Here is a 20190-nt window from a genome sequence, read left to right on the forward strand (position 1 = left end):
AGCGCGGCTCCACTGAGTAGACGGATGCGCGTAACCGTTGTGAAACTTCGCGCGGCTAGGCTGGGGTCGACGAGAGGGAGCGCCTGATGGCACGACGCGACGAAATCGAATGCTGGCTCACCGACATGGACGGTGTGCTCGTACACGAGAACCAGGCCCTCCCGGGGGCCGCCGAGCTGCTGCAGCAGTGGACCGACTCTGGCACGCCTTTTTTGGTGCTCACCAATAACTCGATTTTCACGCCGCGGGACCTGAGCGCCCGGCTGCGCGCGAGCGGTCTCAACGTGCCGGAGGACCGCATCTGGACCTCGGCGCTCGCGACGGCGGACTTTCTGAAGTCTCAGGTCTCCGGTGGCACGGCGTTTGTGATCGGCGAGGTCGGCATTACGACCGCGCTGCACGAGGCCGGGTTCATCATGACCGAGACCGACCCGGACTACGTTGTGGTCGGCGAGACGCGCAACTACTCGTTCGAGGCGATCACCAAGGCGATTCGGCTGATCCTCGGCGGAGCGCGGTTCATCTCGACCAACCCGGATGCGACAGGGCCGAGCAAGGACGGCCCGATGCCGGCGACCGGCGCTATTTCGGCGCTGATCACCAAGGCCACCGGCATGGAGCCCTATGTCGTCGGCAAGCCCAACCCGATGATGTTCCGCTCGGCGATGAACAAGATCGGTGCGCACTCGGAGAACACCGGCATGATCGGCGACCGCATGGACACCGACATCGTCGCCGGCATCGAGGCGGGGCTGCACACGATCCTCGTGATGACCGGTATCAGCGACGAGGTCGAAATCAATCGCTACCCGTTCCGTCCCGACGAGATCGTGGCTGGCGTGCACGAACTGCTCACAACGGAGCCGATCGAGAGCGACGAGATCGGCTTCCTCGACCAATCGTCGATCTGACGGATTTTCCCGCCCGCTGATCGAGCCTGCGGAGATCCTGCGGAGATCCTGCGGAGTAATCAGCCGCCTGCTAGGCGACGGGGCCCGATCCCACGATGCTCGCGGCGAGCGCTTCGGTCGAGGCGCGGCTCACGAAGCAGAAGTAGTCGCGCGATCCGGTGTTCCACTGCTCTTCAGTGATCGGGTAGCTGCCCTGCATCTGCAGGTTTGAGTAGGCGCCCGCCGCGGCCACGTCGAGGATGTCGGGTTTCGTACACAACAGATTGATCTGGGCGGCCAGCGCGGCCTCGCCCGGAAAGATCGTGGCCTGGTCGCCGCCGAAGGTGCCGCGGTAGACCAGCTGGGCGGTGTGGGAGGCTGCGCAATCAACGACCGTGAAATCTTCCTCCCACGGTGAGGCGTACGGTTCGAGGCACTCGCCACCGAACAGGGTGTTCCACTCGTGCACCCCGGCGGGCTGCGTCGCCGTAACCTCCGGTATTGGCGTGGGTGTCGACGTCGGAGCCGGAGCCGGCGAAACGGATGCGATCGGCGCAGCCACCGGGCTCGCAACGAGACGCTGGCCAAGAAAGAACAGCCCGACGAGCACGATGAGCGCGAGCAGCCCGACGGTCGTCCAGATCAGGGCGGCCTGGCGGGAGGCGGGAGCGCCGAGCCTGGACCGGTGGTGGCTCGGTGCCGCGGCGCTCGGTGCGGCGGTACGTACGGCGGCGGGCATGGCGGCGGGCGCCTGGGCTAGTTCGACCGGTTGGACTTCGGCCCGTTGCGGAAGCGGAGTCGTCCACCACGGAGCTGGCCCGGCAGGGGCAGCCGGGCCAGCCGAAACGGGCGGTGCGATCGATTGGGCGACGGCCGGTTCGACTTCAACCGGGTCGGCGGCACCGGCTCGACGACTGAACCCGGGCGCGGGCGCGGGGACATCCGTTTTCTCGGTAGTCGAATGAGGTGCATCAAGTTCGGCGTCGTTACCGGCAACGACCTCGGCCTTACCGGTCGTGTCTGCGTCATCGGCGCTGTGGCCGGGCTGCGACGCGAGCCAGTCGATTCCGCGCTCGTCGCCGTCTGGTGCCACTACTGCAGCCCCAGGTCCTCAAGGGAGATCGCGGCGAAGTAAGGGTAACCGGCGGCCTCGATCACTTCGCGGGCACCGGTATTGCGGTCGACCACAACGGCGACGCCGGCGATCTCGGCGCCGACCTTGAGCAGGGCATCGATGGCGGCGAGGGGGGATCCGCCGGTGGTCGAGGTGTCTTCGAGCACGATCACGCGCTTACCGGCCAGGTCAGGGCCCTCGACCTGGCGGCCACGGCCGTGGTCTTTCGGTTCCTTGCGCACGACGAACGCGTCGTAGCTGGCACCACGGGCAGCGCCCTGGTGCATGACGGCGGCGGCAATGGGGTCGGCCCCCATCGTCATGCCGCCGACAGCGACGACGTCCGGCACGTCCCCAATGAGGTCGAGCATGACCTGTCCGATCAGGGGGGCGACCCGATGATCGAGGCTCACCCGGCGCAGGTCCACGTAGTACGTGGCCTTCTTGCCGCTCGTGAGAACGAAGTCTCCGTGAAATACGGCCTCGGCCGAAATGAAGTCGATGAGTTTCTGCCGTGTATCAGTCACGCTCGCCAGTTTAGGGCATGCCTCCCACCCCGGCTCCGGCCGCCAGTGCACGGTACGGTTCAAGTCTCAATCCCGTTTAGTAAGCGTTCTCGTGTTGCGTTGTGCCTGGGGCGAAAACAGCGCAACCGGGCCAAGTTCCGGCTACCGCTGCTGGAACACTCGCCGTGACACCATGATGCTACCGAGGGACAGTGCCGCAATCGCCACGAGATAGTACCCAGGCACGAGCAGGGAACCGGTAGTGCTGATGAGGAACGTGAGAATAAACGGAGCGAAACCACCGAACACCGTCACGCCGATGTTGTAACCGAGCGACAACCCCGTAGTGCGAATCTGCACGGGGAACATTGCCGACATGATTGCCGGTAGCGGCGCAAAGTACGCCGTGGCCAGCACGCCGAGCACCAGCTCGATGCCGATCATGGTCATGAGGGTGGGTGACTGGTTGAGCAGAACGAAGAGGGGAACGCCGAGCAGCAGCGTTCCTGTGGCGGCCCAGGTCATCACTCGGGCCGGCCCCACAGCGTCGGCGAGCTTGCCGATGAACGGCGAGCCGACGCTCATCACCACGCCGAACACGAGCGTGGAGACGAACGCGCCCTCGGTGGGCATGCCCAAGTTCACGATGGCATAGGTCGGCATGAACAGGGCTATGTAGATACCTACCGACCCGAGCGCCACGACGCCCACCATCGTCCAAAGACGCCCGCCGTTGGCAACGAACGTGTCCTTCAGCGGCGACGTCGACGGCGTCATACCCAGAAATTCCGGGGTGTCCTGCATCTTCGAGCGGATGTACCAACCCACCGGCCCGATCAGCAACGCGAAGATGAACGGAATCCGCCAGCCCCAGCTTTCGAGGCTCTGCTGACTCAAATAGTTGTTCAGGAAAAATCCGAAGAGCCCGGCGAGCAGCATGGCGGCACCCTGCGTGGCCACCTGCCAGCTTCCGTAGAACGCCTTACGGTGCGGTGCGTACTCGATGAGGAACGCGGTAGCGGTGCCGAACTCCCCGCCAGCGGCGAAACCCTGCAATAACCGGGCCACGAGAATTATCACGGCCGCGGCCACGCCGATCGTCGCCGCCGTGGGAGCCAGCACGATCAAGAGAGTGCCCAGGAACATCACCGAGATGGACACGAGCATGCCCGCCTTGCGCCCGGCGCGGTCCGCGTAGCGTCCGATCAGGATGCCGCCGAGCGGCCGCATGATGAACGACACGCCGAACGACGCGAAGGCGAGCAGCAGCGACGCTGTCTCGTCGGCCGTGGGGAAGAACAACTTCGCGATGGTCACGGCGAAGGTGCCGTAGACGATCACGTCGAACCATTCCAGCCCGTTGCCGATCGACGCGGCCACGACCGCCTTGCGGGCCTGTCGCCGCCTCTCGGCCAGGGCGGGGCCATCCGTTTGGGTCGTGCCGGAAACGGCGGGGACTGCTGACGCGTTGGTCATGGGATTCTTTCTGTGCCGAAGGGGTGCGATCAGGTCAGTGCTGGTGTGCCAGGTGCCCAGCGAGTGCGCGCATGAAATCTTCACAGGCACTGATTTGCGCCAGGTCGATGTACTCGTTGGCGGTGTGACCCTGGCGGATACTGCCCGGGCCACAGACCACGGTGTCGATTCCGGCCAGCTGAAAAAGGCCACCCTCGGTGCCGTACCCGACGGTCTCTTCAGAGCTTGTTCCGGTGAGCTCGTGCGCCAGCTGCAGCGCGGCGCCGGTTCCGGCCGCGCTCAGGGCGGGAACGGCGCCGATCGGGGCGAACGACACGTCGGCGGTTGCATGTTCGGCCCGCATAGCGGGGCGCAGTTCCCCGAGCACGAAGTCTTCGATGCGGGAGAAGATCGCGGAGGTGGAGACTCCCGGGATCGCGCGAAATTCAAATTCAAAATCGCATCGTTCGGCGACCGTATTGACGGCCGCCCCGCCCGAAATCGTGCCCACGTTGATGGTTGTGTACGGTACCTCGAAGCTTGCATCGAAAGGCCCGTTCACTCGGTGCTCGTCGGCGATCGATCGGATAAACGTGATAGCCCGTGCCGCGTACTCGATGGCGTTGACGCCATTGGGTGTGTTGGAGGAGTGCGAGGCCAGCCCCGTGAAACTCACCCGGTACAGGTGGCTGCTCTTGTGCGCCGACACCGCACGCATGCTGGTCGGCTCCCCCACCACGCAGATGTCTGGGCGGATGCCTCGCGCGGCCAGGTCGGCCAGCAGGGTGATGGCACCGTGGCATCCCACCTCTTCGTCGTAGGTCCACGCGAGGTGCAGCGGTGTCGCAAGCGGCCGGGACAGAAGCTCTGGCAGCAACGCCAGGATGACACCACTGAACGCCTTCATATCGGCGGCGCCCCGGCCATACAGCCGATCGTCGCGCAGCTCTGCGGTGAACGGATCGCTGCTCCACGCCTGCCCGTCCACGGGAACCACGTCGGTGTGGCCGGCGAGCATCACGCCGCCCGTAGTCGACCCGTCGTGTGCCGGGATCGTGACCACGAGGTTGGCCTTCGTACCATCAGAGTTGGGTACGAGCACCGGCTCGAGCCCCTGTCCCCGCAACTCCGTGTCGATAACGTCGATCAACTCCCGGTTCGAATTGCGGCTGGTGGTGTCGAAAGCGATCAGGCGGGTGATCCACGCGAGGGTGGTGGGCGCGAGAACGGTGGAGTGAGTGATGAGAAAACCTTTCGAGGGAGGAGTACTGGTTAGCCGATACCAAGCTGCACGAAGCAGAACCACACGAGCACAGGCACGACGGCGATCATGACGACAGCCCAGACCAGCAGCGCGCGGAAGAACAGCCGCTCGTCCGTCGGCGGAGCGCTGGCCATGAGCAGCGCGCCGCTCGTGGACATGGGACTGACATCCACCACGGACGCGCTGATGGCGATTGCCGTGATGACGCCGATGGGGCTGAGCAGCGGGTCGAGTGCGATGGGCGTGACGAGCGGGCTGATCACGCTCAGGGTGCCGGTGGTCGACGCGAACGCCGAGACAATCGCCACGACATAGCTCGTCACGAGGGCCGCGAGCGAGCTGTTCCCGAGGCCGGCGATGCCGTTCTGCAGCTCCTCGAGCGCGCCAATGGCCTCGAGCATGCCTACGTAGGTGACGATCCCGGTGACAAGCAGGATGGCCGACCATGGCATGCTCTCCACGGCCGACTTCTGCACGCTCGAGTTCGCCACGATGAGCGCGAGGGCGATCACGAACGACGCCACCCCCACATCGATGCCGAAGACGGTCGTGAGCGCGAGCAGCACCCCGAGCCCGGCGAGGGTGAGCACCCGGATAGGCGTCGCGGCCACCTTCACTGGTGCCGTCCTCACCGGCCGCGTGAGAACGGATACGCCCGCCCGGGTTCCGGGGGCGGCCCCGATGGTGCCGGCACTCGTCACGTTCTCGCTACTCGGTTCACCCGACTGCTCGGCCGCACGGCGAAGCCGTCTGCCCATGATCTTCTGCGCGGCCGCATAGGCAACGAAGGCAAGAAGCGCGTTGAACACGAAGCAATACGTGAACAGCTTGAGTGAGTCGGCGCTGGCACCGGCATCGTCGAGCATCACGTTGGCGAGCACGCCGAACGGATTGACCGGTGAGAACGCGCCGGCATTTGCGCCCTGCACCACTACGAGTCCCATGCCCAGGGTGCTGATTCCGAAGCGGCTACCGAGGGTGAGCGCTACCGGGGCCACGATAGCGATCGCGGCCGGGGTGAAGGCGCCTGCCGTGGCGAGCACGGCCGTGAGTAAGAACATGAGTACGGGTACGAGCATCTTGCGGTGGCCCGCGAGGCATTCGGCCCAGTAGGCGAGCAGGTCGATCGTGCCGTTGATGCGCACGATGGCAAAGAGCAGCGTCGCCCCCACGAGAACGAAGAACAAGCCGGACGGGAACTCGCTAATGACGTCTGTGATGGGCAGGCCGGCCAGGAGTGTGCCGACGCCGAAGGCGGCCACGAGCGCGATCAGCCCGGCGTTGATCTTGGTGAACGAGCCTATGGCGAAGGCCGCGATCAACACGAGGAAGGCGACGAGCGGGATGGACATGTGCGCGCCCTAGGCGTCGGTGCGAATGCGAGGAACCAGAGAGGCGACAGTGCCGGCCAGCAGTCCGCCGGCGTTCGGGATCGCCGGAGTGTGGCCGAGTAGTTGGAGGATCTCCCAGGTGGTCGCGGTTGCCGCAGTGATCACGGGCAGGCCCAGCTCGTCCTCGACCGCCTGCACCGCGGGAAGGGAGGGCATCTGCACGCAGGCCGAGAGCACGATGACGTCGGCTCCCTCATGCTTCAGGTTGCGCGCGAACCCGGGCAGATTGAGCGGATCGAGACAGCCCACGGCGAGGTTGTCGTTTACGCCAAGGCTCACGGTGTCGAGCACCTCGATACCCGCTCCCTCGATGTAGTCGCTCACCATTTGGGTGAGCGGTTCCATGTACGGGGCCACCATCACCACGCGGCGAGCGCCGAGCTGCTGCAGGGTGCGTACGAGGGCGCCAGCGCTGCTCGTGACCTCGGCCGGGTGACCGTTGTCCAGGGCCGCCTGACGGATGACGTTCTCGGCTGGCTCGTGCGCGCCGGGGCCCTGGGCCATCACTGCCACAAGGCAGGCATACGCAATCACGTCCACGTCGGCGTCGGAGACGGCCGTGGCGCAGTCGGCAGCCTTTGCGGCCATGGCGAGCAGTTCCTCCGTCGTCACGTTCTTCAGTGCGGCGCGGGCTGAGTGGAAGGTGTAGGTGTGGCCGGTTGCCGCGGTCTGGCGTCGGAAGAGCTCCGGCAGCTCGGTCTCCATGGTCGTGTTCGAGCTCGGGACGATGAGGCCGATTCGCGAGGAGCCAGGCTGGCTGGCATTCATCGTGGCGTCCGTTGTGAGGTTGGACAGTGTCATTGGTGTCTCCACGTCATTGTGTGCAGGGCTGAGCAAGCCAGGAAGCGTAACCCATCAGACAGGTTATAGTCCCATCATGTGGGTTCTTTCGGGGTTCTGTCAAGACCTCGAACCGGTCGGGGTTCGCCACAGCCCTAGGCTGGGGCCGAGCGCCCACAACAGCGAGGTAGGAGCAACGATCGTGTCATCAGAGCAGGTCAACAGCCGGTCACCCACGCTGGTGCTGCACAAAATCACCGAGATTCTCAACTGTTTCCGGGTAGATGCGCCCGAACTCACCCTGCAGCAGGTCATCAAGAAGACCGGCTTGCCGTCGAGTACCTGCCAGCGCCTCGTGCAGGACATGGTGCATGAGGGACTCCTCGATCGCGATCGCGATCGGTACCGCATCGGAATCGCAGTGGTGCGTTGGGCGGCCCCCGGCACGCTCGGCCTCGACGCGGTGCAGCTCGTGAAGCCGGTGCTACAGGACCTGCGTGACGAGACCGGCGAGACGGCATGCTTCTACCTTCGCGACGGGGCCTTCCGCACCATCGTGGCGGTGGCCGAGACACGACACGTGGTGATCCGGCCGTTCATGGTCGGCATGGTCATGCCCCTGCATGCCGGTGCTCCCGGCAAGATTTTCCTCGCCTTCGATCCGGATGCCCGTGCCGCCATCGAGCAGTTAGATCTCGGGGCATTCACGGGATCCACCCCGACCAATCTGGCCACCCTCGATGCCCAGGTCGAGGTTGCCCGCGCGCAGGGGTACTACGCCGCCTTCGGAGAGCGCAACCTCGGCGTGGGGTCGATCAGCGCACCCGTCTTCACGCACATGGGCGAACTGGCCGGGGCTATCGGTCTGGGCTTTCCCACCCAGCGCGTCACGCCCGACGACGTTGACCGACTCGGCCCCCTCGTGGCCAGCGCGTCAATCGAGGCTAGCCGCCGCCTGGGCTATGACTCGGCCACGCGCGGAACGCCCTAGGCCTGGAGTTCAGCCCCGACCCACGGAACAACCTGTGATGGCCAACGGGTTCTAAGGAGAGTCTGCTCTGCGGTTTCGGGCTTGGTTGGGCGCCAGTCCTCGATGCCGGTCCTCCTGCTAGAAGATGCGAACGAGGTTGCGGCGCTCGATCTGGCGGTAGCCGTCGCGGTGCACCTCGACGACGAGGGCGGCGATGGATACGACGGAAACGAGCAGGATGGCGATGAGGATGAACACGAGGTGCCTTTCGAAGGAGATGGACTGGCCCGGCACGGAGGCGACACTGCTCGTGTATGACTCTCTGAGTTGACCACCCCCCACCGTTCAGCACAATCGCATTGTTCTGCATGCATTGTGTAGGTTGGCTACATGGACGTGCAGCGACTCGAACTTCTCCGCGAACTCGCCGACCGCGGCAGCGTGACGGCCGTCGCCCTCGCCACGCACCGCACCCCGTCGGCCGTCTCCCAGCAGCTCAAGGTGCTCGAGCGCGAGGCCGGCTTGCCACTCACCCAACGGCAGGGGCGCGGCCTCGTGCTCACCGATGCGGGTCGTTCCCTGGCCCGCAGCGCAACGGATGTCGCGGTGTCACTCGCGAAGGCGACCGCGCTCTGGGACGAATTTCGCAACAACGCGACCGGCGACGTAAGCCTCGTCACCTTTCCCACGGCCGGTCAAATGCTGTTGCCCGGTGTCATCAAGAACCTTCAGCCCGGCCTCGTGCTCAACTGTGCCGACGAAGACCCCGAATTGAGCGACTTTCCGGCGTTCACGGCCGAGTACGACATTGTGTTGGCCCACTCGATGAGCGGGCAGCTGTCGTGGGCCGGCCGGGGCCTGACGGTTGTTCCGCTCATGACCGAGCCACTCGATGTGGGGCTGCCGGTGGGGCATCCGCTTGCCGATCGCGCCTGGGTCGGCCCGAGCGACCTCATTGGGGAGACCTGGATCGGGGTGACCGACGGCTACCCATTCGAACGCATTTTGCACGCGATCGAGCAGGAAGCCGGCGCCCACTTATCGATGTCGCAGCGTTTCGCCGACCTCGCTCTGATCGAGTCGTTCGTGATTGCCGGACTCGGCATCGCCCTCGTGCCGCGCTATACCTCCGGCGGGGGCCAACCCGGCCGTCTCGTACTGAAGCCCCTGCGCGGCATCGAATCGGAGCGGCAGATCGTGGCACTCATGCGCCCCGACCGCGCCGAACGCCTCGCCGTGCGCACAGTCGTAAACCTTCTTCGTGCTGAAGCCGCCCAGGTACAGCAATCCCACTCTGCGCCCGACTAGGCCCACGAGAGCGAGGTGGCCCTACTGGTTTTGCGGGAACCCCAAATTGATGCCTCCGTGGCTGGGGTCTAGCCAGCGGCTGGTGACGGCTTTTTCTCGGGTGTAGAAGTTCACACCGGCGGGACCGTAGGCCTTCGCGTCGCCGAACAGGGAGTTCTTCCAACCGCCGAAAGAGTGGTACGCGACCGGCACCGGAATGGGCACGTTGATGCCGACCATGCCGACCTGCACCTCGTTCTGGAACCGGCGAGCGGCCCCGCCGTCGTTGGTGAAGATCGCGGTGCCGTTGCCGTACTGGCTCGCGTTGATGAGGTCGAGGCCCTCCTGATAGGTCGCCACGCGCACGATCGACAACACCGGTCCAAAAATCTCATCGAGGTAGACGGCCGAGTCGACGCTGACCTTGTCGAACAGGGTCGGGCCGAGCCAGAAACCGTTGGGGTCACCGTCAACGCTGATATCGCGACCGTCGATGACGATCTCGGCGCCGTCATTCTGGGCGATGTCGATGTAGCCGGCGACCTTGTCGCGGTGCACCTTCGTGATCAGCGGGCCCATGTCGCAGCCGCGCGTGCCGTCTCCGACGGTGAGGCCCTTGACGCGCTGGGCGATCTTCGCGATCAGCTCGTCGGCGACGGGCTCGACGGCGACGATGACACTGATGGCCATGCAGCGCTCACCGGCGGATCCGAAACCGGCGTTGACGGCGGCATCCGCTGTGAGGTCGAGGTCGGCGTCTGGCAGCACGAGCATATGGTTCTTGGCGCCACCGAGGGACTGCACGCGCTTGCCGTGCCTGGCCGCCGTCTCGTAGATGTACCGGGCGATCGGGGTGGAGCCGACGAAGGAGATCGCCTGCACGTCGGGATGCACGAGCAGCGCGTCGACGGCTTCCTTGTCACCGTGCACGACGTTGAGCACTCCCTCGGGTAGCCCGGCCTCGGTGAACAGCTCGGCGAGCCAGTTCGACGCACTAGGGTCTTTCTCGCTCGGCTTGAGCACGACGGTGTTGCCGGCCGCGATTGCGATCGGAAAATACCAGAGCGGCACCATCGCCGGAAAGTTGAACGGGCTGATGATGCCCACGACGCCGAGCGGCTGGCGCAGCGTGTAGACGTCGACGCCGGTCGAGACGTTCTCGGAATATTCGCCCTTGGACAGGTGCGGCATGCCGAGGGCGAATTCGACGACCTCGAGGCCGCGAATGATCTCGCCGAGCGCGTCGGAGATGACCTTGCCGTGTTCGGCGGTGAGAATCTCGGCGAGGTCCCCCTTGCGGGCGTTGAGCAGCTCACGAAAGTTGTACATGATGCTTTGGCGGCGGGCCTGGCTCGTGTCGCGCCAGGCCGGGTAGGCGGCCTGGGCGACGGCGACGGCCGCGTCGAGGTCGGCGGTGCTGGCCAGCAGCACGTTCTTGGCGACTGTGCCGGTGGCCGGGTTGTACACGGGCGCGGTGCGGGTGGAGGTGCCGGCTGAGGCCACCCCGTTGACGTAGTGCTGGATGGTAGGAAGGTCGGTCATGGTAAAGAGTCCTTAGCGGTTAGGAAAGAAGATCGAGGCTGAGCACCTCGTCGTAGATGGCGAGCGCCTCGGCAACCTCGGCGTCGGTGACGACACAGGGCGGTACGACGTGGATGCGGTTCTCCATCAGGAACGGCAGCAGGCCACGCCCGAGCAGTTCGGCTTTCACCCGGGCCATCACGGTAGCGCTCACCGGCTCGCGGGTCTCGAGATCGGCGACGAGTTCAACCGCCCAGAACACACCGACGCCGCGTACTTCGCCGATGATTGGGTGCCTGGCCTGCAGCGTTCTCAGCCCCGGCTCGAGGACATCGCGGCCGATGCGGGCGGCATTTTCGACGATGCCCTCGTTCTCCATCGCGTCGAGGGCACCGACGATCGACGCCATGGCGAGCGGATGCCCACTGTAGGTGAGTCCGCCGGGAAAGACCGTCTCGTCGAAGGTGGCCGCGATGGCATCGGAAATGATCACACCGCCGGTGGGCACGTAACCGGAGTTGACGCCCTTCGCAAAGGTGATCAAGTCGGGTACGACGTCGTAGGCCTGGAAGGCGAACCAGTGGCCGGTGCGACCGAAGCCGCACATGACCTCGTCGAGGATGAGCATGATGCCGTATTTGTCGCAGAGCGCGCGCACGCCGGGCAGGTAGTCGGCCGGCGGCATCATGATGCCGGCAGTGCCGGGAATGGACTCGAGCAGAATCGCCGCGACCGACCTCACGCCCTCGCCTTGGATGACGCGTTCGAGATGGTGCAGGGCGCGCGCGCATTCCTCCTCCTCGCTGCTGGCCCAGAAGTCGCTGCGGTAGAGGAACGGGCCGAAGAAGTGCACATGGCCGCGCGAATACTCGTTGGGAATGCGGCGCCAGTCGCCGGTGGCGACGATGGCCGCTCCGGTGTTGCCGTGGTACGACCTGTAGAGCGAGAGCACTTTGTCGCGGCCGGTGTAGAGGCGGGCCATGCGCATGGCGTTCTCATTCGCATCCGCTCCCCCGTTGGTGAAGAAGACCTTGTTGAACCCGGCAGGGGCGCGGTCGGTGATGCGCCTGGCCGCTTCGCCGCGGGTGAGGTTGGCCGTGGACGGCGCGATAGTCGTCAGCAGCGCGGCCTGCTCGGTGATGGCTTTCACGACAGACGGATGCTGGTGGCCGATATTCACGTTCACCAGCTGACTGGAGAAGTCGAGATAGGTTCGTCCGTCGTGATCCCAGACGCGGCAGCCCAACCCGCCTGCGATGACGAGCGGCTTCAGGGCCGCCTGCGCCGACCAGGAATGGAAGACGTGCACCCGGTCGAGTTCGCTCGTGCGCGCATTGAGGCCCGGCGCCTCGCCGGTGGCTGCGGGAGGGACGGTGTGTGTGCTGGTGTCAGTCACGTATATCGCTGGCTTTCTGGGTCGGTGGTGGTGGAGATGAAAATATTATTTCTTGGCCGTGATGGAGTCGGTCAGGGCCGGAATCACGGTTTCGCCGTAGACGCGCATCGTTTCTTCCTTGTTGTCGTGCTGCAGATAGCTGGCGAACTGGTCGACGCCGAGCTCCCGCAGCGCTTCGAGCTTCTCGATGTGGTTTTTGGCGGTGCCGAGCAGGCAGAACCGATCGACGATCTCGTCGGGCACGAACGCGGCGTGCTCATTGCCGGCCTTGCCGTGTTGGTTGTAGTCGTAGCCCGCGCGGTTCTTGATGTAGTCGGTCAGCGCCCGGGGTACGGAGGAATTGGAGCCGTACTTGGCCACAATGTCGGCCACGTGGTTGCCGACCATGCCGCCAAACCAGCGGCACTGGTTGCGCATGTGCTCCCAGTCCGTTCCGATGTACGCGGGGGCGGCGACACAGAACGTGATCGACAGCGGGTCACGGCCCGCGTCGGAGGCGGCGGTACGCACGCTCGTGATCATCCACTCGGCCACATCGAGGTCGGCCATCTGCAGGATGAAGCCGTCGCCCACCTCACCGGCGAGCTTGAGCGCGAGCGGGCCGTACGCGGCGACCCACATTTCGAGGCTCGATCCCCGGCTCCACGGAAACTGCACCGTGGCACCGTTGTAGAGGACTGGGCGGGAGTTGGCGAGTTCCCGAATGACGTGGATGGACTCGCGCAGGGTCTTCAGAGTGGCCGGGGCGCCGTTGGTGGTGCGCACGGCGGAGTCGCCGCGGCCGATGCCACAGATGGTGCGGTTGCCGTACATCTCGTTGAGCGTCGCATAGGTTGACGCCGTCACCGTCCAGTCGCGGGTGGCCGGGTTGGTGACCATGGGGCCGACGATGATTTTGCTGGTCTCGGCCAGGATGCGGCTGTAGATCACATAGGGTTCCTGCCAGAGCAGGTGGGAGTCGAAGGTCCAGACGTGGCTGTACCCGTGCGCCTCGGCGAGTTTGGCCAGTTGCACGGTGCGGGCCGACGGCGGGTTGGTCTGTAGCACTGCTCCAAAATCCATGTCATCCCCCTCAGATCAGACTGTCACTAGATTAGGTACTGGCTCAGGCCGCGCTTGATGAAGCGACCGTCACCCTTGGTACCGAGATAGGCGAAATCGTCGATGACGACCTTGCCGCGGGAGATGACGGTGTCCACGTGGCCGTCGATCTCGTAGCCCTCCCAGGCTGAATAGTCCATGTTCATATGATGTGTCTGCTCCACTCCAATCGAGGTGTGCCCCTTCGGGTCGTACACGACCACGTCGCCGTCGGCGCCGGGCGCGATCACACCCTTCTGGCCGTACATGCCGAACATGCGCGCCGGAGTGGTGGAGCACACCTCGACCCAGCGTTCGAGCGAGATCTTGCCATCGACTACGCCCTGGTACAGCAGATCCATGCGGTGTTCGACCGAGCCGATGCCGTTGGGAATCTTGGAGAAGTCGGTCAGCCCCAGGTCTTTCTGACCCTTCATGCAGAACGGGCAGTGGTCGGTGGACACCATCTGAATGTCGTTCGTTCGCAAGCTCTGCCACATGTGATGCTGGTGCCCCTCAGCTTTCGCGCGCAGCGGCGTCGAGCAGACCCACTTGGCGCCCTCAAATCCGGGAGCGCCGAGGTTGTCCTCGAGCGAGAGATAGAGGTATTGCGGACACGTCTCGCCGAACACGTTCTGACCGGTGTCTCGGGCCTGTGCAATCTGGTCCACGGCCTGCTTGGCCGACACGTGCACGATGTACAGGGGAGCGCCGGTCAGGTTGGCGAGCATGATCGCCCGATGGGTGGCCTCTTCTTCGGCCTGCCAGGGCCGAGTGAGGCCGTGATACACCGGGCTCGTGTTGCCAGCGGCGACGGCCTGCTGCACGAGCAGGTCGATGACACTGCCATTCTCGGCGTGCATCATGATCATGCTGCCGTTCGTCGCTGCGCGCTGCATAGCCTTGACGATCTGGCCGTCGTCGCTGAGGAACACGCCCTTGTAGGCCATGAACAGTTTGAAGCTCGAGACACCCTCGTCGACGAGTTCGTCCATGGCGGTGAGCGAGGTGTCTTGTATGTCGGAGAGAATCTGGTGAAAGCCGTAGTCGATGGCGCACTCGCCGGCGGCCTTCTGCTGCCATTTCTGGTACTGATCGAGTACGTTCTCGCCGGCATACTGCACAACGAAGTCGACGATGCTCGTGGTGCCGCCCCAGGCAGCCGCGCGAGTGCCGGTTTCGAAGGTGTCGCTGGCCTGGGTTCCGCCAAACGGCATCTCCATATGGGTGTGGGCGTCGATGCCCCCCGGAATGACGTACTTGCCGCGGGCGTCGATGACGCGGTCGACATTGGCCGCCACATCGAAGCCGAGCAGGTTCGCGCCCGGCGCGAGCACCGCGGCGATTTTCTCACCGTCAATGAGCACATCGGCGAGCGCTCGTCCCGTGGCGTTGACCACGGTGCCATTCCTGATCAAAGTCTTCATGTCGTCCTCTTCACTGACAGTGTGCGGGTAGCGGATGCCGCCGCCGCGTCTCGCAGGCCGGCCGGCAGCATCCGCGGTGCTGGTTCTCGAGCAGCAGGGCCGAAGCGGTCAGGGCGCGACGAGGGGTTCGTAGGAATCGGGCCGACGATCGCGGTAGAACTGCCAGGAGTTGCGCACCTCGCGGATCACGCCGAGATCGAGGTCGCGCACGACGATCTCCTCGGTATCAGTGGACGCGATCGCGCCCACGTAGTTGCCCTTGGGGTCGACGAAGTAGGAGCTGCCGTAGAACGTCACGGCCTCGGCGCCGAACTCGGCCTCCTCGTTGCCGATGCGATTGTTGGCGCCGATGTAGTACTGGTTGGCGACCGCGGCGGCCGGCTGCTCGAGCTCCCACAGGCGGTTGGAGAGACCGGGCTTGGTGGCCGAGGGGTTGAACACGATCTCGGCACCGTTCAGGCCGAGCGCTCGCCAGCCCTCGGGGAAATGACGGTCATAACAGATGTAGACGCCGATCTTGCCGTACCGGGTGTCGAAGACCGGGTAGTCGGTGTTGCCGGGGCGAAAGTAGAACTTTTCCCAGAATTGCGGCAGGTGGGGGATGTGGTGCTTGCGGTACTTGCCGAGGTAGCTTCCGTCGGCGTCGATGACCGCGGCGGTGTTGTAGAGCACACCGGGTTGTTCTTCTTCGTACATCGGCACGACGATGACCATCGCGAACTCGGCGGCGAGCTTCTGAAACCGTTCGACGATGGGGCCGGGCACGGCCTGCGCGTAGTCGTAGTACTTGGCGTCCTGCACGATGCCGAAATAGGGGCCGTGGAACAGTTCCTGAAAGCAGATCACCTGCACGCCCTGCGCGGCCGCGGTGCGCACGAAGCCCTCGTGCTTGGCGATCATGGACTCTTCGTCGCCGGTCCAGGTGGCCTGGGTGATCGCCGTTCGAACACTGTTTGCAGTGCCGTTAGTGCCAACGCTCATACTGCGCCTTCCACTTCGTTGTAGTTTCATCATCCTGTCGTCCAACGCAGCCAGGGACAAGAGCTATGCACAATCTCATCGATGAAATCGCGCTGCGCGCCCCGGCCGGGGCATCGCTGGGCGCAGTGTCTGACGGGCCTAGGCTTGAGGCTGACCACCGGTTTGCTTTGACCGGTCCCGCTGGCCTGGATTTAGGCCGAGGTCGACCATTATTCCGCCAGTTAGCACCGGTCCGTTCGGCGTTATGCTCACCGAGCCGGCCGGGTGACCGCCCGCGAAGAGTCGAAAGAGACCTCATGAATCGTCGAACCATCCGGCGCCATCCGGCTGCCCTGGCAGCCGTCGCGACTGGCGCTCTGCTGCTGAGCGGATGCGCCGCTGCGATAACGCCCGCCACCGCACCGGCCCAGACGCCCGCTGCCACCGCGAACTACCCGGTCACGGTCGACAATTGCGGCACGAGCCTGACCGTCACGGCGGCCCCCGAACGCATCGTCTCGATAAAGTCCTCGGCGACCGAGCTGCTGCTCGCGCTCGGTCTCGGCAAGCGCATCGTGGGATCCGCTTTCCTCGACGGCCCCCTGCCATCCTCGCTCGCCGCGGCCGGCGCCGACCTCAACGTGATCAGCGAATTTCTCCCCGGCCAGGAGGCCGTTCTCGGTCTAAACCCCGACTTCATCTACGGCGGCTGGGAGTCCAATTTCAGCGTCGACGGCGTGGGCGAACGCGACGCTCTCACTGCACTCGGCGTGGGCAACTACGTCTTCCCGGCCGCGTGCAAGGGCGACAGCATGCCCAACCCGCTCACCTTCCACACGGTGTTCAGCGAAATCAAGGAAGCCGGCAAGATCTTCGATGCCGAACCGGCCGCTGAGGAGCTCGTGCGCAGGTTGAACGACGACCTCGCCGGGCTGACGCCGCCGAGTGGAACCACGACCGCCCTCTGGTACTCCAGCGGTACGACCACCCCCTACGTGGGCGCCGGTATCGGTTCACCCGCCATGATCATGGAAGCCGCCGGCCTCACCAACGTCTTCAAAGATGTGCGCGACACCTGGACTTCCGTGGGCTGGGAAACGATCATCGAGGCCAACCCGAGCGTGATCGTGCTCGTCGACGCGACCTGGAACACCGCCGAAGCCAAGATGGCCCACCTCGAATCCGACCCGGCCACCCGGGCGCTCGATGCCGTGCAGAACCAGCGCTACATCATTTTGCCATTCGCCTCCACCGAGGCCGGGATGCGCAACGTCGAGGCCGCGTCATCCGTTATCTCCCAGCTAGCCGACCTGAACGAGTGAGCCGCTTCTCCGATCGGCGCGGGGCCTCGTGACCCGGGCTCGCTACCTCGGGTGGCTCGTGGTGGCCACGGTCACCCTCGCCCTGGTGTGCGGGGTGGCGGTGACCATCGGACCGGCGGCGGTGAGCCTGGCCCAGGTGGCTGGCAGCATCGGCGGGCACCTCGGCATTCCCACCGACGCTCCAGTGCCGATACTGGTCGACTCGATCGTCTGGCAGCTACGACTGCCGCGCGTGCTCACGGCCGCGCTGGTCGGTGCCGGCCTCGCGCTGAGCGGCGCGGTCATGCAGAGCGTGACACGCAACCCCCTGGCCGACCCGTACCTGCTCGGGCTCTCGAGCGGGGCATCCGTCGGCGCGGTCTGCGTGGTCATTCTCGGCATCGGGTTTGCCCTGCCCGTCGCAGCCTTTCTCGGCGCGCTGCTCGCCCTCGTCGCGACGTTGAGCATCGCCCGAGTGGGCGGCACGATCACGCCGGTGCGAGCCGTGCTCGCTGGGCTGGCCATCGCGCAGCTCGCCGGCGCCCTGACCTCGTTCATCATCTTCTGGGCGGCCAAGGGCGACTCCTATCGGGAGATCCTCAACTGGCTGCTCGGCTCTGTAGCCGGTGCCACCTGGCAGAGCGTGGCAATCGCCGCGTCGGGTGTCGCGGTCGTCGGTACCGGCATCCTTCTGTCGGCGACCCGGCTCGACGCCTTCGCCTTCGGCGACACCTCGGCGGCGAGCCTTGGTATCAACGTCAATCGCACCCGTTGGGCATTGCTCGGGTCGGTTGCCTTGCTGACCGGAGCGATGGTGGCCGTGAGCGGGTCGATCGGGTTCGTCGGGCTCATCCTGCCGCACCTCGTGCGCGGTATCAGCGGCCCGGGGCACCGCCGACTGCTGCCGCTCGTCTCGGTCTGCGGGGCGCTGTTTCTGGTCATCGCCGACACCCTGGCCCGCACGGTGTTCGACCCGCGTGAGCTGCCGGTGGGCATCATCACCGCGTTCATCGGTGTGCCGGTCTTCATCCTGCTGATCAAGAGAAAGAAGTCGCACCTGTGGGCGTAGACCTCGACGGCTTGTCGTTCGCCATCGACGGCACCCTGATTGTGCGCGATGTCTCGGCGTCGCTGCCCACCGGCAGCGTCACCGGACTGCTCGGGCCGAACGGCGCCGGCAAGTCCACCCTGCTGCGGCTGGTCGCGGGCATCGACAGGGCGGATGCCGGCACCGTCACCCTCGACGGCGTCTCGATCGGGTCGCTGGCGCGACGGGAAGCGGCCCGGCGCATCGCCCTGCTCGAACAGAATGCAGCGCCGAGCGTGGAGCTGACCGTGCTCGACGTCGTACTGCTGGGGCGCATTCCGCACCGCACCAGGCTGATGGGGTCGTTTGGCGGTGACGACGATCGCGCCGTCGCTATCGACGCCCTCCAGGCCGTCGGTGCAGCGGAGCTGGCCGATCGTTCCTGGCAGACCCTGAGCGGCGGGCAGCAGCAGCGCGTGCAGATCGCCCGGGCCATGGCGCAGCAACCGAGATTATTGCTGCTCGACGAGCCGACCAACCATCTCGACGTGAGCGCCCAGCTCGCGCTGCTCGGGCAGGTGCGTGCGCTCGGGGTGACGGCGATCATGGCGCTGCACGACCTCAACCTCGCGGCAGCGTATTGCGATCAGATCCTGTTGCTCGACGGGGGCCGGCTCGTGGCTGCCGGTACCCCCGACGAGGTGCTGACCCCGGAAATCATCGGCGCCGTCTACGGCGTTGACTGCTTCATTTTGCAACACCCGCGCGGCGGGCACCCGGTCATCGTGTACTCCTCCGCCACGTCGAAAGGTACATCGTGAAGCACGTCACCGTGTTGGCCGGCGGCGTCGGCGGTGCCCGCTTTACGCGCGGACTCCTGGCCCACCTCGCCGTCGTCGCTCCGAAGGCGACCGTGACGGTGATCGCGAACACCGGCGACGACATGTGGCTCGATGGCCTGCGCATCTGCCCCGACCTTGACACCGTCATGTATACCCTCGGCGGCGGCATCAACGAGGAGCAGGGCTGGGGCCGCCCCAACGAGACCAGACGGGCCTCGGCCGAGATTGCCGCCTACGGCCGCGGCTGGTCCTGGTTCACGCTCGGCGACCTCGACCTCGCCACCCATATCGTGCGCACCGACCTGCTGCGGAGCGGCTCGACCCTGTCGGAGGTGACCGAGTTTCTCTGCCGCCGCTGGCAGCCCGGCGCGCGCCTGCTGCCGATGAGCGACCAGCCGGTGGAAACCCACGTATGCCTCGTCGAGAATATTGATAATCATGCTGCGGGTGACTATATTCACTTTGAGGAATGGTGGGTGCGCTATCGCGCCCGGGTAGCCGTGACGGGGTTCCTGCAGCGCGGGCTGGCCGCGGCCGTCGCTGCGCCGGGCGTGCTCGCGGCCATCACTGACGCCGACCTCGTGGTGCTGCCACCATCGAACCCGGTCGTGTCGGTGGGAACGATCCTGGCCGTGCCGGGCGTTCGCGACGCCCTGCGCGGCACCGCCGCCCGGGTGGTCGGGGTGTCCCCGATCATCGGCGGCGCGGCCGTGCGCGGCATGGCCGACGCATGCCTGTCGACAATTGGGGTGGCGACATCGGCGGTGGGCGTGGGTTTGCACTACGGATCGAGACGTTCAGGCGGAGTGCTCGATGCCTGGCTGATCGATGAAACGGATGCCGCGGCACTGCCCGCCCTGGCGGCTGCCGGTATCCGTTCTGCCGCCGTGCCGCTGTGGATGACCGACCTGCCCACGACGACCGCGATGGCCGCGGCTGCGCTGCGGCTCGCCGTTGAAGGCTAAGCGCTGCGGGACCA

Annotated in this window: 19 protein-coding genes; 7 read left to right on the forward strand and 12 right to left on the reverse strand. The window is 65.6% G+C overall.

Annotation, left to right across the window (positions count from 1 at the left end; translation table 11 throughout):
- Window positions 1-86: 86 nt before the first annotated feature.
- Window positions 87-911: an HAD-IIA family hydrolase gene (locus E3N85_RS00805; RefSeq protein WP_134458439.1), complete on the forward strand. Its 825-nt coding sequence runs from the start codon at window positions 87-89 to the stop codon at window positions 909-911.
- A 70-nt stretch (window positions 912-981) separates the two neighbouring features.
- Here E3N85_RS00805 and E3N85_RS00810 read toward each other — a convergent pair whose 3' ends face one another.
- The 6 genes from E3N85_RS00810 to E3N85_RS00835 all read right to left on the reverse strand — a co-directional run bounded on the left by E3N85_RS00810 (window position 982) and on the right by E3N85_RS00835 (window position 7421).
- Complete coding sequence (locus tag E3N85_RS00810) at window positions 982-1983, reverse strand: hypothetical protein (RefSeq protein ID WP_134458441.1); 1002 nt, start codon at window positions 1981-1983, stop codon at window positions 982-984.
- Complete coding sequence (gene pyrE, locus E3N85_RS00815; RefSeq protein WP_134458443.1) at window positions 1983-2531, reverse strand: orotate phosphoribosyltransferase; 549 nt, start codon at window positions 2529-2531, stop codon at window positions 1983-1985. Before pyrE ends, E3N85_RS00810 begins: the two co-directional genes overlap by 1 nt.
- 141 nt (window positions 2532-2672) lie before the next feature.
- Entirely contained in the window at window positions 2673-3986 is a 1314-nt protein-coding gene (locus E3N85_RS00820; protein ID WP_134458445.1) for an MFS transporter, read from the reverse strand.
- A 34-nt stretch (window positions 3987-4020) separates the two neighbouring features.
- Window positions 4021-5271, reverse strand: coding sequence for an acetylornithine deacetylase (gene argE / locus E3N85_RS00825; protein WP_241978235.1), 1251 nt, complete (start codon window positions 5269-5271; stop codon window positions 4021-4023).
- On the reverse strand, window positions 5238-6581 hold the full coding sequence (locus E3N85_RS00830; protein WP_134458447.1) for an SLC13 family permease: 1344 nt from the start codon (window positions 6579-6581) through the stop codon (window positions 5238-5240). Before E3N85_RS00830 ends, argE begins: the two co-directional genes overlap by 34 nt.
- Before the next feature lie 9 nt (window positions 6582-6590).
- A complete protein-coding gene (locus E3N85_RS00835) occupies window positions 6591-7421 on the reverse strand; it encodes an aspartate/glutamate racemase family protein (RefSeq protein WP_134458449.1) in 831 nt (276 codons plus the stop codon).
- A 181-nt stretch (window positions 7422-7602) separates the two neighbouring features.
- Between E3N85_RS00835 and E3N85_RS00840 the strand changes: the two genes are divergently transcribed.
- Window positions 7603-8391 carry an IclR family transcriptional regulator gene (locus E3N85_RS00840; protein ID WP_166783816.1) on the forward strand — a complete coding sequence of 263 codons (789 nt, stop codon included), beginning with the start codon at window positions 7603-7605 and terminating at the stop codon, window positions 8389-8391.
- A 117-nt stretch (window positions 8392-8508) separates the two neighbouring features.
- On the opposite strand, the gene E3N85_RS16145 is transcribed toward E3N85_RS00840, so the two are convergent.
- On the reverse strand, window positions 8509-8664 hold the full coding sequence (locus E3N85_RS16145; RefSeq protein WP_166783817.1) for a hypothetical protein: 156 nt from the start codon (window positions 8662-8664) through the stop codon (window positions 8509-8511).
- A gap of 96 nt (window positions 8665-8760) precedes the next feature.
- On the opposite strand from E3N85_RS16145, the gene E3N85_RS00845 reads away from it, so the two are divergent.
- Window positions 8761-9678 (forward strand): LysR family transcriptional regulator, encoded by a 918-nt coding sequence (locus E3N85_RS00845; RefSeq protein ID WP_134458453.1) that lies wholly within the window; start codon window positions 8761-8763, stop codon window positions 9676-9678.
- 21 nt (window positions 9679-9699) lie between these two features.
- On the opposite strand, the gene E3N85_RS00850 is transcribed toward E3N85_RS00845, so the two are convergent.
- The 5 genes from E3N85_RS00850 to E3N85_RS00870 form a co-directional block, all read right to left on the reverse strand.
- Window positions 9700-11199: a CoA-acylating methylmalonate-semialdehyde dehydrogenase gene (locus tag E3N85_RS00850; protein ID WP_134458455.1), complete on the reverse strand. Its 1500-nt coding sequence runs from the start codon at window positions 11197-11199 to the stop codon at window positions 9700-9702.
- 19 nt (window positions 11200-11218) lie between these two features.
- On the reverse strand, window positions 11219-12574 hold the full coding sequence (locus E3N85_RS00855; protein ID WP_134458457.1) for an aspartate aminotransferase family protein: 1356 nt from the start codon (window positions 12572-12574) through the stop codon (window positions 11219-11221).
- Window positions 12575-12619: 45 nt separating this feature from the next.
- Window positions 12620-13636 (reverse strand): TIGR03842 family LLM class F420-dependent oxidoreductase, encoded by a 1017-nt coding sequence (locus E3N85_RS00860; RefSeq protein ID WP_134458459.1) that lies wholly within the window; start codon window positions 13634-13636, stop codon window positions 12620-12622.
- 26 nt (window positions 13637-13662) lie between these two features.
- Entirely contained in the window at window positions 13663-15081 is a 1419-nt protein-coding gene (gene hydA, locus E3N85_RS00865) for a dihydropyrimidinase (protein WP_134458461.1), read from the reverse strand.
- A gap of 108 nt (window positions 15082-15189) precedes the next feature.
- Window positions 15190-16062, reverse strand: a complete 873-nt coding sequence (locus E3N85_RS00870) for a nitrilase-related carbon-nitrogen hydrolase (RefSeq protein WP_134458463.1) — start codon at window positions 16060-16062, stop codon at window positions 15190-15192.
- A 296-nt stretch (window positions 16063-16358) separates the two neighbouring features.
- On the opposite strand from E3N85_RS00870, the gene E3N85_RS00875 reads away from it, so the two are divergent.
- The 4 genes from E3N85_RS00875 to cofD are packed head-to-tail and all read left to right on the forward strand — an operon-like array spanning window position 16359 to window position 20176.
- Window positions 16359-17363: a putative F420-0 ABC transporter substrate-binding protein gene (locus E3N85_RS00875; RefSeq protein ID WP_134458465.1), complete on the forward strand. Its 1005-nt coding sequence runs from the start codon at window positions 16359-16361 to the stop codon at window positions 17361-17363.
- 28 nt (window positions 17364-17391) lie between these two features.
- Window positions 17392-18411: a putative F420-0 ABC transporter permease subunit gene (locus tag E3N85_RS00880; protein ID WP_134458467.1), complete on the forward strand. Its 1020-nt coding sequence runs from the start codon at window positions 17392-17394 to the stop codon at window positions 18409-18411.
- Window positions 18402-19190 carry an ABC transporter ATP-binding protein gene (locus E3N85_RS00885; protein ID WP_134458469.1) on the forward strand — a complete coding sequence of 263 codons (789 nt, stop codon included), beginning with the start codon at window positions 18402-18404 and terminating at the stop codon, window positions 19188-19190. Before E3N85_RS00880 ends, E3N85_RS00885 begins: the two co-directional genes overlap by 10 nt.
- Window positions 19187-20176 carry a 2-phospho-L-lactate transferase gene (cofD, locus tag E3N85_RS00890; RefSeq protein ID WP_134458471.1) on the forward strand — a complete coding sequence of 330 codons (990 nt, stop codon included), beginning with the start codon at window positions 19187-19189 and terminating at the stop codon, window positions 20174-20176. Before E3N85_RS00885 ends, cofD begins: the two co-directional genes overlap by 4 nt.
- Window positions 20177-20190: the final 14 nt, after the last annotated feature.

Origin of the sequence: Cryobacterium sp. Hz9 (assembly GCF_004402825.1) — a bacterium.
GTDB classification, from domain to species: Bacteria; Actinomycetota; Actinomycetes; order Actinomycetales; family Microbacteriaceae; genus Cryobacterium; species Cryobacterium gelidum.